14 protein-coding genes are annotated in these 12,637 nt (G+C 28.4%); all 14 read right to left on the bottom strand.

Translation table 11 applies throughout. The features are described from left to right. Positions 1-90: 90 nt before the first annotated feature. Positions 91-1,266 carry a MalY/PatB family protein gene (locus HMPREF1983_RS02935; RefSeq protein ID WP_021752801.1) on the bottom strand — a complete coding sequence of 392 codons (1,176 nt, stop codon included), beginning with the start codon at positions 1,264-1,266 and terminating at the stop codon, positions 91-93. Positions 1,267-1,357: 91 nt separating this feature from the next. Beyond that, positions 1,358-2,353, bottom strand: a complete 996-nt coding sequence (holA, locus tag HMPREF1983_RS02930) for a DNA polymerase III subunit delta (protein ID WP_021752800.1) — start codon at positions 2,351-2,353, stop codon at positions 1,358-1,360. After that, the gene (locus tag HMPREF1983_RS02925) at positions 2,353-4,182 is read right to left on the bottom strand and encodes a ComEC/Rec2 family competence protein (protein ID WP_245576421.1); all 1,830 of its coding nucleotides are present in this window, start codon (positions 4,180-4,182) and stop codon (positions 2,353-2,355) included. The genes holA and HMPREF1983_RS02925 overlap by 1 nt, the downstream gene beginning before the upstream one ends. Positions 4,183-4,283: 101 nt before the next feature. Beyond that, positions 4,284-4,748, bottom strand: a complete 465-nt coding sequence (locus tag HMPREF1983_RS02920; RefSeq protein ID WP_021752798.1) for a ComE operon protein 2 — start codon at positions 4,746-4,748, stop codon at positions 4,284-4,286. A gap of 5 nt (positions 4,749-4,753) precedes the next feature. Then, the gene (locus HMPREF1983_RS07940) at positions 4,754-5,083 is read right to left on the bottom strand and encodes a ComEA family DNA-binding protein (protein WP_021752797.1); all 330 of its coding nucleotides are present in this window, start codon (positions 5,081-5,083) and stop codon (positions 4,754-4,756) included. A 13-nt stretch (positions 5,084-5,096) separates the two neighbouring features. After that, positions 5,097-5,330 carry a hypothetical protein gene (locus HMPREF1983_RS07935; protein ID WP_021752796.1) on the bottom strand — a complete coding sequence of 78 codons (234 nt, stop codon included), beginning with the start codon at positions 5,328-5,330 and terminating at the stop codon, positions 5,097-5,099. 21 nt (positions 5,331-5,351) lie between these two features. Continuing rightward, on the bottom strand, positions 5,352-6,092 hold the full coding sequence (locus HMPREF1983_RS02905; RefSeq protein ID WP_021752795.1) for a copper homeostasis protein CutC: 741 nt from the start codon (positions 6,090-6,092) through the stop codon (positions 5,352-5,354). Between the two features lie 157 nt (positions 6,093-6,249). Then, positions 6,250-7,962 carry a phosphoenolpyruvate--protein phosphotransferase gene (gene ptsP, locus HMPREF1983_RS02900; RefSeq protein ID WP_021752794.1) on the bottom strand — a complete coding sequence of 571 codons (1,713 nt, stop codon included), beginning with the start codon at positions 7,960-7,962 and terminating at the stop codon, positions 6,250-6,252. Between the two features lies 1 nt (position 7,963). Next, positions 7,964-8,227 (bottom strand): phosphocarrier protein HPr, encoded by a 264-nt coding sequence (locus tag HMPREF1983_RS02895; protein WP_021752793.1) that lies wholly within the window; start codon positions 8,225-8,227, stop codon positions 7,964-7,966. 339 nt (positions 8,228-8,566) lie between these two features. Next, a complete protein-coding gene (locus HMPREF1983_RS02890; RefSeq protein ID WP_021752792.1) occupies positions 8,567-9,331 on the bottom strand; it encodes an epoxyqueuosine reductase QueH in 765 nt (254 codons plus the stop codon). 56 nt (positions 9,332-9,387) lie between these two features. Continuing rightward, the gene (locus tag HMPREF1983_RS02885) at positions 9,388-10,119 is read right to left on the bottom strand and encodes a DUF3307 domain-containing protein (protein WP_021752791.1); all 732 of its coding nucleotides are present in this window, start codon (positions 10,117-10,119) and stop codon (positions 9,388-9,390) included. Positions 10,120-10,124: 5 nt separating this feature from the next. Beyond that, a complete protein-coding gene (locus tag HMPREF1983_RS02880) occupies positions 10,125-10,784 on the bottom strand; it encodes a SatD family protein (RefSeq protein ID WP_211225810.1) in 660 nt (219 codons plus the stop codon). 106 nt (positions 10,785-10,890) lie between these two features. Beyond that, complete coding sequence (gene ruvB / locus HMPREF1983_RS02875) at positions 10,891-11,889, bottom strand: Holliday junction branch migration DNA helicase RuvB (RefSeq protein WP_021752789.1); 999 nt, start codon at positions 11,887-11,889, stop codon at positions 10,891-10,893. Between the two features lie 9 nt (positions 11,890-11,898). Then, positions 11,899-12,474 (bottom strand): Holliday junction branch migration protein RuvA, encoded by a 576-nt coding sequence (ruvA, locus tag HMPREF1983_RS02870; protein WP_040460876.1) that lies wholly within the window; start codon positions 12,472-12,474, stop codon positions 11,899-11,901. Positions 12,475-12,637 lie beyond the last annotated feature (163 nt).

Genomic DNA, 12,637 nt, shown 5'->3' with positions numbered 1-12,637 from the left:
ATTGTTCTATTATCAGATAGTAAAACACTCTTAAATAAATAAAACGAATTGACAATATCAAATTCGCTTTATTTCATAATTTATTCTCACTTATGCTCTTTCTATTATTCGACTTATCGCTTCTTTTATATTTTCCGGTGTCGTTGCTAAATTTATTCTAATATATTCTTTATAGTTTTTCCCAAACCATTCTCCGTAATCTATTGCAAGGCTACATTCATCTTGAATAAATTCCTTTGTTGTTCTACCGTTTAATATACTTTTTAAATTGACAAACGCTAAATAAGTTCCTTCTAACGGATAAACTGTTACAGTCGGTAAATATTTTTTAAATTCATTGTACAGCATTTTATAATTATACTCGATTACTTCTTTGAGGTTTTCCAACCATTCTTTTCCCCCACGATAAGCTGATTCTAATGCTATTTGTCCTAAATAACTCGGTTCTGCAGCTAAATATTTTTTGCTGAAATTGTCAAATTTTTTTCGTAAAGTTTCATCAGCAATTATTATTGAAGAATGACATAATGAAGCTAAATTAAAGCTTTTTGAACCGGAATTTGCAACAATTAATCTATTGGTATATTTCCCATTTTCAAGCGATAACGTTGCTATTTGTTTATGTGGTTTATAAACAAAATCTTGATGTATCTCATCTGATAATATAAGAACGTTATATTTTTCACAAATTTCAAATACTCTTATTTGTTCTTCTAATGTCCAAACTCTTCCAACCGGATTATGTGGAGAACAGTGAATATACAATTTAACGTTGTTTTCTTTTATAACTTTCTCAAAGGTTTCAAAGTCTATTTCAAATTTCCCGTTTTTCTCTAATAAATTTACTTCTACCAGTCTTCTCTTACTATTTTTTATCATTAAAGAAAAAGGATAATAAACAGGTGGCATAATAACAACACTATCATCTTCTTTTGTATAAGCATGTAATATCCACAATATGGCTTGAACTATACCGGGAGAAAATCTTATCCATTCTTTTTCTATCGTGTAGTTATGACGTTCTTTATGCCATTTTATATATTCGGTATAATAACTTTCACTTAACTTAGTATAACCAAATACACCATGTTCTACTCTATTTTTCAAAGTTTCTCTTACGCACTCGGGTGTTTTAAACTCCATATCGGCTACCCATAACGCTAATAAATTTGGATTACCAAATTTTTCTTCCAGAGCATCCCATTTCAATGAATCGGTATTTTGACGTTCTACACTATACTTTTTAACAAATTTTTCAATATCCATAAGTTTTATCTCCTTATTTTCATACTTTTGTATTTTTTTCTCTTATTTAAGATACCCTAAAACTGAAAATCTTAATAGAATTTACTTATTATTAGTGATTATTTGAATATTTAAATTCTTCTACTAGTTTATTAATAAATAAATCTAAAATTAAATACTTATCTATGTAAGATGTTTTCAACATTTTATCATATTCTGCTGCAAGAATTAATGTTTTCATTATCGTATTAATATCATAATAGACTACACCTTGCACCGCCAATTGAACTCTATAAGGGTGAAGGCCTAAATTTTTCGCTATTTCTTTTTGAGAATATTGTTCATTTAAAAGTGTTTTTACTTTATAATAAATTCTCAACTGACCGGCTATTAACGAAAGCAAAAATGCGGGATCTTCCTTCTTTAATACTAAAATCGAATAAACTTCCCTTAATTTATCATAATTTTTATTAAAAAGTTCATTAGTCAAAGCAAAAACATCATATTCCAAACTTCTGGTAGTCAGTAACTCTATATCTTCTTTTTTTATACTGCCTTTAGATTCACAGTACAGTAACAACTTTTCAAGTTCACGTTTAATATTTGAAAAATCAAGTCTAGTATAATTTACTAAAAATTGTGCATTTTCTTTAGTAATTTTTATGTTATAATTTTTAACTTCTTTAACAATAAAATCTACAAGCTCTCTCTCATTAAAATTAGAAAATTCTTTTATCTCCCCTTGTGTCTTCAAGATTTTTACAATCTTCTTTCTATTATCAATTTTTTCAGAAGATTTTAATATTAAAACAACTTTTTCATTAATATTATTCAAATATTTTTCTAAAACATCAATATTATGTTCTACTTTTATTTTTTTAGGTTTTGATAATAAAAAATTACAATTTTCGGCAATAACAACTTTTTCATTACCAAACAAACCGCTACTCCTACATTCATAAATTAATGACTCAATCGTATTTTCATTCATATTTATTTTTATATAATTAAATTCATCTAATATTTTTAAATAATCTTTCGCTATTTTTTTTTCATAATCATTTATAGCTTCTTTATTTTCTCCGTAGATTACATATATATTTTTCATTATTTATCCTCTAGTTTAATCTCAAACTTATTACTGTTTTTATTTATTACTATTTTATCTTTCTCATAATAAATATCCACTTCTCCTAATTTTATTCCTCTATATTTTTCTAATTTTTTGATTTTTATATTTTTAAATTTAGCCAGTTTTACCAATTCTTTTATCTTTTCATCCCGATTATCTAAAATTATAATATTTCTCACTAAATTATGGCCTATTATTTCATTTGCATAACCGCTAATATTAGTATTAGAACTTGTTATTAATAAATAATCAAAATTTCTCTTTGATTCATGATTTAACAGTAAATGATATTCGTCTATTATATCATATTCACTATCCTTTTTTCTAAAATCTGTATAAAAATTTTTAATATTGTCTGAAGTATTTATTAACAAAGTTTTATTCTTTTCTCTTAAATAATAAACTTCTTTTCCTGAAATAATTAATTTTTCAAATTTATATTCATAATTAAATAAATTAAAACTACCTATTATAAAAATCAAAATTATTAAATTAACGATAACTAACTTATTGTTATGTTTATTTAGATTAACTAAAATAAACAATACTAATAAAAATAAAATTATTAATGTTATAATTTTTTGTTTACCTATTACTATAGGTTTAAAAATACCAAATAATTCTTGTATTTTATCATAAACATTGAACATAATGTTTATGATAGGTTTAAACAACATTTTAAAAAGGGATAAATTTATTAAAGAAACGGTATAACTTATCAATACTATTGGAAAAATTATTAAACTAAATATTGGAACTAAAATAATATTACTTATTATCGAAATATACGAAAACGTATAAAAATTAGCCACCAATATTGGGAAACTTGCCACACTTGAAATTAAGCTGATTTTAAAAGCTCTTTGTAGCGAATTTTTAGAATTTTTTATATAATCACCGGACATCAAAAGACTGAAAGCTATAAAAAATGAAAGTTCAAATCCTATATCAAATACATAAAGAGGTTTTAGTGCTAATAAAATTATACATGTTATACATAAAGACTCAACTTTACTTTTTTCTTTTTTTCTCAACAAAATAAAAATTAAAATTGTTCCACCAGCCCTTAAAATGGAAGGACTTAACCCACTAATAAAAATATAAAATGGTAAAACAAGAAAAGTTATTTTTTCTATAATTTCAACACTTACCCTCATTTTACCCAACACATAATAAATTAATCCTACTAATACTCCCAGATGAAGTCCTGATATTGCAAGAAGGTGACTCGTTCCCAAATTTTTATAACTGACAACATCATCTTTTTTCATATAGCTCTTATCCCCAAATATCAGTGCTTGGAAGTATCCGCTTTTATCAAAAGTAATATTTCTATCTATTTTTTTAATAAGTTTTATTCTAATCTCTTTTAATTTTGATAAAATATTTTTACTATCTTCAATTTTTTCTATATTTTTTAAAGTTATTTGTTTGAAAATTCCTTTATTTTTATTATAATTTTTATAATCAAATGAATAAAAATTATTTCGTTCTTTCAAATCTTCTATGCTCCCTATTGCATAGATTCTTCCAATAGTAAAATTTTCTTTAAAAAATTCTTTCTCTGCTTCGGTTTTCAAAGTATAATTAAACAATACTTTTTCATTATCTATACTGGCAATTCCTTTTAAATAATTACCATTAACAGTTATCATATCATCTATATTTAACGTGATTTTTTGAGAATTTGAATTATTAAGATGGGTAATATTTGTTTTTTGAATATGCACACCACGAACAAAAAACGCCAAGAAGACTATCAAACAATAGATAGTTTTCCTAGCGTTTAAATTTCTATTTTTCATAAGTATTATCAGAAAAATAACCGTTAGCATTAAAGCGATTTGTATATTATAGTTTAATAATATACCTATTAACGCCAGTAAAACTAATTGTAAATAAAACATTATTCTTTATTTAATAACCTTTCTACTACCGCTTTAACGTCATAATCCACCTTACGAACTATAACACCTGATTTTTCTAATAACTCTTTTGCATATTCATTATTTCTATAATCATTTGCATAACATATTTCTTTAATACCGGCTTGAATAATTGATTTTGTGCAGTTTAAACATGGGAAATGCGTAACATAAATAGTTGCACCTTCTGTTCCAACACCAAATTTAGAACATTGAAGGATTGCATTAATTTCCGCATGAATGGTTCTCACACAATGACCTTCTACAACTTTACAACCAACATCAATACAATGTTCATCTCCTTTTATAGATCCATTATATCCGCCGGATACTATTCTTTTATCTTTCACTATTGTTGCACCAACCGCTAATCTACTACAAGTAGAACGAAGTGATAAGAGATGGCTTTGTGCCATAAAATATTCATCCCAACTAATTCTTTCCATAACTGTTATACCTCTATATTTTCTTTTATTTTTTCGTAGGTTGCTTTCCCTATGCCTTTTACTTTTGTTATTTCTTCTTTATTTTTAAATTCTCCATTTTTTTCACGATAAGAAATTATTGCTTCCGCTTTTGTTTTTCCTACTCCGGAAATTTTCATAAGCTGATCTTTATCGGCTGTATTAATATTAATTATTTCTTTATTTTCATTTTGAAAATTATCTGTTGAACTATCTTTATTTTTCGATTTTTCACCTTTTTTGAGTATATTAATAACCATTTGATCTTTTAATTTTTGACTAAGATTAATATTTGATGTATCCGCATCCTCTAACAATCCACCGGCTTCATCAATAATATCTTTTTACATCAACAAAAATTTTTTTTGAAACTTCTGAAGTTTTTTCTTGTGATATTTCTTTAATTTCTTTAGCAAAGTTTGTATCACTATAATCCTCAGTTTTACTACTTCCAAAAAAGTAAATCACTCCACAAAATAAAATAATACTGATTACTAAGGCCCAAAGCATTGTTTTACTATTTTGTTTAAAAAAAACAATTATTTCATCTTTATCTACTTTCATAATATTCTCCCTAAAGACCCCTTATTGTTCTTGTAAAAGTTCTACTACCCTATTTAATACTTCCGGACTTGTTTCTTCATAATGGCCTTCATTACTATAAATATAGGAAACTCTTTCTCCGGTTGTTGTAGGATCTATCCCCCAAGTTTTAAATGTTCCGTGAATTTGTGTTACACCCGTTTGTTCTACTATACTCTTTATATTATTTGAATTAACACCGGCCCCTGCTAATATCTCTATATGACGACCATATTTTTCTTGAAGATAACGCAGCATACTAGCTCCCTGCTCCACCGTTTCCCCTAATCCACTGGTTAAAATTCTGGTACAACCTAATCCCACTAATCTCTGAATATTGTGTTCCGGATTTTTTGCAACATCATATGCACGATGAAAAACACTCTCCGCTCCAAACGAATCGCATAACTCTATCATTTTTTCAGTTGCTCGCCAATCTATCCTTCTATCTTCTGTTAAAAATCCGAACGCAATACCACTGGCACCGTGTTTTAATAATTCCCTCGCTTCTCTAAACATTTGTTCTTTTTCTAATTCTGTATAACAAAATCCACCTCCGCGGGGTCTTACCATACATATTATAGGAATAGTAACTCCACGCTCAAGCGCCATATCAAGAGTTGTTGTTGTCGGAGTTAATCCCCCTATATTTGTTGCACCAACGAGTTCAATTCTTCCGGCACCTTCTGTCTGAGATATTAAACAATCACGAACACTATTTGCACAAACTTCCACTATAAACATATCCTTATAAATCTCCTTATTATTTTAAATTAATTATATCATAAACTTTGATATTTATGAGAAAAAATAAAAAAATTTATTTATTATATTTATTAATAATTAGAGTATATAAATTTAAAACCCACAGTTTATATAAACTATGAGTTTCTTAATATTGTTATTTAGTATATTCTTCAACTAGAGCCAATACTTCTTCCGTTGTTGAGCAATTAATTGATTTATTAACTAATTCTTTCATTTTATCTAATGATAAATTTTTAATTTGACTTCTTGCTTGAAGTATTGATGTTGCCGACATTGAAAATTCATCTAATTCCATACCTAAAAGCAACGGAATTGCCAAACTATCGCCTGCCATCTCTCCACACATACCGGTCCATTTACCTTCCCTGTGAGATGCTTCAATAACATTTTTTACAAGGCGTAAAATAGCAGGATTATAGGGTTGATATAAATAAGATACTTTTTCGCTCATACGATCTGCAGCCATTGTATATTGCACAAGATCGTTTGTTCCGATCGAAAAGAAGTCCACTTCTTTTGCAAAAATATCAGCAATAACAGCTGTTGACGGAATTTCAACCATGATACCTAATTCAATGTTATTACTTACTGCAACACCTTCTGCAACTAATTTTTCTTTTTCTTCTAAGAATAACGCTTTAGCCGAACGAAATTCTTGAATAGTTGCAATCATAGGGAACATTACACATAATTTTCCATAAACAGATGCACGTAATAACGCTCTTAATTGAGTTCTAAATAAATCCTTTTCTTCTAAGCACAATCTAATCGCTCTAAAACCTAGGAATGGATTCATTTCTTTAGGAAGATCCAAGTAAGGTAGTTCTTTATCTCCACCTATGTCAAGAGTACGCACAACAACCGGTCTATCTCCCATTCCTTCTAAAACGGATTTGTACGCTTCAAACTGTTCTTCTTCTGTTGGCAGTTGATCACGTCCCATATATAAAAACTCTGTACGATATAAACCGATAGCTTCACCACCGTTATTATTAACACCATCTAAGTCGGCTGGAGTACCGATATTAGCAGCTAAAATAACTTCATGACCATCTTTTGTAACGGATTTTTCGGTCACCAACTTAGCCCACTCTGCTTTTTTAGCTTCAAATTTAGCATGTTTTTCTTTATATTCAGCCATGGTAACATCATCAGGATTTACAAGTACCACTCCATCCAATCCGTCAAGAATTAAAATATCTCCATTTTTTACTTCTTCGGTAATCGTACTAGTACCTACAACAGCCGGTATCTCTAATGAACGTGCCATAATAGCGGAGTGCGAAGTACGTCCACCGATATTAGTTGCAAAACCTTTTACAAACTGTTTATTTAATTGTGCAGTATCCGACGGTGTCAAGTCTTCTGCAATAATAATCACTTCTTCATCAATAAGGCTTGGATTAGGCAAATCTTCTCCTAACAGATGTGCTAAAATACGTTTGGAAACATCACGAATATCCGCAGCACGTTCTTTCATATATTCATTATCCATAGCCTCAAACATAGAAACAAACATATCGCTTGTTTCTTTTAATGCATACTCCGCATTAATTACTTTTGACTCAATATCAGTTTTAACAGTTCCCATAAACTCAGGATCTTCTAAAATTAACAAGTGAGCCTCAAAGATAGCAGCTTTGTCCGTACCAAGATTTTCTAATGCTTTTTCCTTAATAATTGTTAATTCTTTTTTTGATACTTCAATTGCGTTTTCAAAACGTTTAATTTCAGCATCTACATCTTGAATTTTAATTTCTTTTACTGTTAAGTTAGGTTCTACTAATATATACGATTTAGCAAAAGATATACCTTGAGAAGCTGCTATACCTTTTAGTTGTAACATTTTATGCTAATCCTTCTTTCTTCATTGTTTCTTCTATTACAGCTAACGCTTCTGTTTCATCAGGTCCATCAGCATAAATTACTATGTCAGCATCTTTACCGACACCAAGGCTCATAACACCCATGATTGATTTTAAGTTGACTTTACGTCCATTATACTCCAGTTCAATATTAGATTGGAATTTAGAAGCGGCTTGGACTAATAAAGTAGCCGGTCTGGCATGGATTCCTGTTTCATCAATTACTTTAAATTCTTTTTGTACCATAGTTATATTCTCCTTTGATTTAAAAAAATATTTACAGACACATAATACCATATGAAAACAATATTTACAAGTATTTTATATAAAGTTACAATTGAAATTTTTCTTTTAATATCTAGTAAAGATAACAGTTTCATTAGATTATTTTATACGTGTGTAATATTTTTATGAAAATAGAATGAAAATAAAATATTTATATAATTTTATTAAATAAATTATATATTAATTATATAACGCTCATTAAAAACTTTCTCAAAATCTAATAAGCCACTTTTCTCATCTAATAATAAATAAATTTTATTAAAATTTTTAGTTTTTAGCTAAACCGCATCTATTAAATTTTTATATTAACTTACCTCCCACTTTAATTAATGACTTAAAGCGTTCGTAATCTTCATGACTTCTGTTAAATTCCTTTGCATTTTGATTAATTTCTTTCAAATTAATACCTTGATCTGTTGCTGCAAAAACACATCCACAGTAGCATTGACGATATATATTATAATCATTACACATTTCTACAGAGCGCTTATATCCATTATTTTTTTTGAAATCTGATGGTAAATAATAAATAGAAACTTTTTCTTGAAGAATATAACCTGTTTCATTAATTACCTGTGCATTTTTCTTTGGACTGATAGTTAGTGCTGAAGCAAAATAATCATAACCTAATTCTAATGCTTTTAATGCTGATGTATCAAGACGCATTTCATAACAAATATGGCATCTTTCACCACCTTCTCTATCCTCTTCATGCCCTTTTACAGCTTTTATAAATTTACTAGGTGCATATTCATCAGCTAGAAATGTTATTTTGGTTCTATTACGCTTATTAAATTCTTCTACAAAATCTTTTTGAACCAACATTCGTTTAATATACTCTTCTTTAGGGTGAATATTTGAATTAGAAAAGAAAATTGTTATATCACTAAATTCGGATAAATATTCAAGTACATATGTACTACATGGTGCACAGCATGAATGAATAAGTATCTTAGGTCTAAAATTAATTTTTCCCCATTCTTCAATAAGTTTTTTTAATATATTATCATAATTTATTTTTTGATTTTTATGCCGTGTGTTTATAAATTGTTTACTATCTATCATGTAAAACCTTTCTGTAAATTCGTAAATTTATTACAATCTTTTTTAAGCAATTAATATTATAGCATAAATAAAACAACATGAGTAACCAAGACGCAAATTATACTAAATAGCGAACCGATTAAATAATATTCAGCAAATGATTGATTTTCTGATATTTTATTATAGCGTGCCACTGATTTTGCTGCAAATATCAACCCAATTGACGCATACTGACCTAATAATACACATATTCCGATAATATATCGTTCTATGATACCGATTATCGCCCCCGCTCCTGCAATAGTACCTGAATTATTTTCTACAACTTGATATTTAGAGAATAGTATTTTAAAAATAATATTAACAGGTTTTCCTAATATAGCAAAAAATAGTATAAGACGTAAAATATTACCAACTGAATTTAATTTTTCATCATTAAAACCAACTAAATAATATAAATATACGATACAAAATATATGAAGTGTTTGATCAATTATAAATGTTATGCGACCCAATTTATTTTTATTGATGTATGTATTTAAACTATATTTCGTGCTATCTATTATTACATGACTAAGCCATACCAATAGAAAATACATTATATTTATCGGGGAAATGATAACCAATACTATAAGTGGTAATCCTACAATTATTAGATGCTTAAGTAAATATATTAACTTAGTTGTTTTTAGCGACGCTATTTTTTCACTTTGAAACTGAAAATCCGATAATATGTGTACTAACAATGTAATTAATACTATGGAATTATATAATAACATATTTGATATACCTAATAAAAAATTACTCATATTTGCTATTTCTCCCTCGTTTCATTCAGTAACATATTCATTGCAATATTTTTATTACGCAGATAAATTTTTATACCGCTTGCTTTCAATCTTTTATTAAATGCGCTTGGCGATATTCCCAGTGATTTAGCTAAATTTTTATTTGAAAAATATTCGCTGTAATTATTTTCAATAATCAGTTGTTTTAAGATTATTTGTTGTGTTTTTATCCACTTAGATTGAATAAAAGCACAAGCAGAAAGTATAGTATTAATTACCTCTTCCGTAACTTTGTTTTCTATGGAAACAGCTATTTTATTCATTCCATAGTCATTATTAGAATGTATAAAATTAATTGCTTTACGAGCTTGCCAATAAGCCGGCCCATCTGAACCTATGCTTATGGTCCTGTCAATTTTAGTTAACATTGTTCCTGCACCAATACCAAAACGTATTTCATACGGCATAAAAGCCAATGAAATCTCATCTATTATTTGAAATATATAAGTATTAGGTATAAATAAGGCTTGAAATTCATCACCTGCCGTTATTGTAAATGGAGAATATAATTGTTCTTTATATTTAATATTAATTTTATCTAATAAAGTATATAATTTTTTCTGAGCAGTATCTCTATCTACTATTTGCTTTGATGCTATAATATCTCCTATTAATGCTATGTACAATTTAACCACCTCTTTTGTAATCATTATATCATACACTATAAAAAATTTCCATTTTAACGGACATTTTTAAAAATGTCTATTATAACGGAAATTTAATAATATAAAATTACTGTTTGTATTCTATATTCAAATGTTTATATGCTTTAATTGTTGCACGACGCCCTCGTGGAGTCCTTTCAATAAAGCCTTCTTTTACCAGATACGGTTCATAAACATCTTCTATTGTAATACTTTCTTCCCCAATCGTTACAGCTATTGTTTCTAATCCAACCGCTCGTCCATCGTAACGTTTTATTAAACACTCAAGGATTTTATAATCAACACTATCAAGCCCTTTTGCATCAACTTGAAGTAAATCAAGTGAATTTATTGCTAGGTCTTGTGTTATAGTCCCATCATTTTTCACCTGTGCAAAATCTCTAACCCGTTTAAGAAGTCTATTCGCTATACGTGGTGTCCCTCGTGATCGCATAGCAATCTCATAACCGCTTTTCTCATCAATTTGACAATCAAAAATAGCTGCGGTTCTATTTATTATGTGTTGTAAGTCATCAATATTGTAAAATTCTAAACGACAATGTACTCCGAAACGATCTCTTAGCGGGGCAGTTAACGCTCCTGCACGTGTCGTAGCTCCAACCAAAGTAAATGGCGGCAAATCAATACGAATACTTCGTGATTCATCTCCCTTTCCAATTACAATATCTAAATAAAAATCTTCCATTGCAGAATAAAGTATTTCTTCTATCGAACGACTAATACGATGTATCTCATCAATAAATAATACATCACCGGGCTCTAAACTGGTAAGAATTGCTGCAAGATCACCGGATTTTTCTATTGCCGGTCCAGAAGTATATTTTATATTTACGCCCATTTCATTAGCAATAATCGTTGCTAACGTTGTTTTGCCAAGCCCAGGAGGACCATACAACAAACAATGATCTAATACTTCATCACGTAATTTTGCCGCTTCAATAAATATTTTTAAATTATCCTTTATTTGATTTTGTCCTATATACTGACTTAAAAATTTTGGACGCAAAGACTGTTCTTCTCTTTCTTCTCCGCTATTTTGTCCGGCAGAAACTATTCTTTCTTCCATATTGTTCTCCTAAACACTCATCAATAATTTTAATCCTTGTTTTACATATTCATCAACGCCGTCGTATTCAAATGTAGAGAGTTTTTTTTCAATTTTTGTTAATTCTCGTTTACTATATCCTAATGCTTCCAATGCCAATAACGCATCTTTTAAATAAATATCTGTTGTTGATATTTTTGAATTCGTTGTATTAAAATCTATTTTTCCTTGTAAATCTAAAATAATTTGTTGTGCTGATTTTTTACCAACTCCCGGAAATTTCATTAAATAAACAGCATCTTGTTTTTCTATTGCTGAAATAATTTCATCACTTGTTGCACCGGCAAGAATAGCTAAAGCACTTTTCGGACCAACACCTTTTACTTTTAATAACGACAAAAATACTTTTTTTTGTTCTTTACTTAAAAAACCGTACAATGTATTCGAATCTTCCTTTACCTGCTGATTAATGTAAACCGTCATTTCACTATTAAGTTTATATTCATAGGGATTAGCTACAATAATTTCATAACCAATACCATTATTTTCAATTATTATATTAGTGGGATTTATTTCTGCTATATTCCCTTTTATGTATGCGTACATTCTTTCACACTCCATCTTTAATTATTTTATTATAAATTTAAACTTAAAAAATCTCAAGTATTTAGGTAAAATGTCTTTTTAAAGAAATCTATACTCCATATTATCTATTATATTTTCGCACATAAGATTGACCTTTGAAATCGGCTTAAACCAATCGCAAAGG

Origin of the sequence: Gemella bergeri ATCC 700627, assembly GCF_000469465.1 — a bacterium.
GTDB lineage: Bacteria > Bacillota > Bacilli > Staphylococcales > Gemellaceae > Gemella > Gemella bergeri.
Note: the sequence above shows the minus strand (reverse complement) of the source record. Positions and strands in the feature narration are given on the sequence as shown.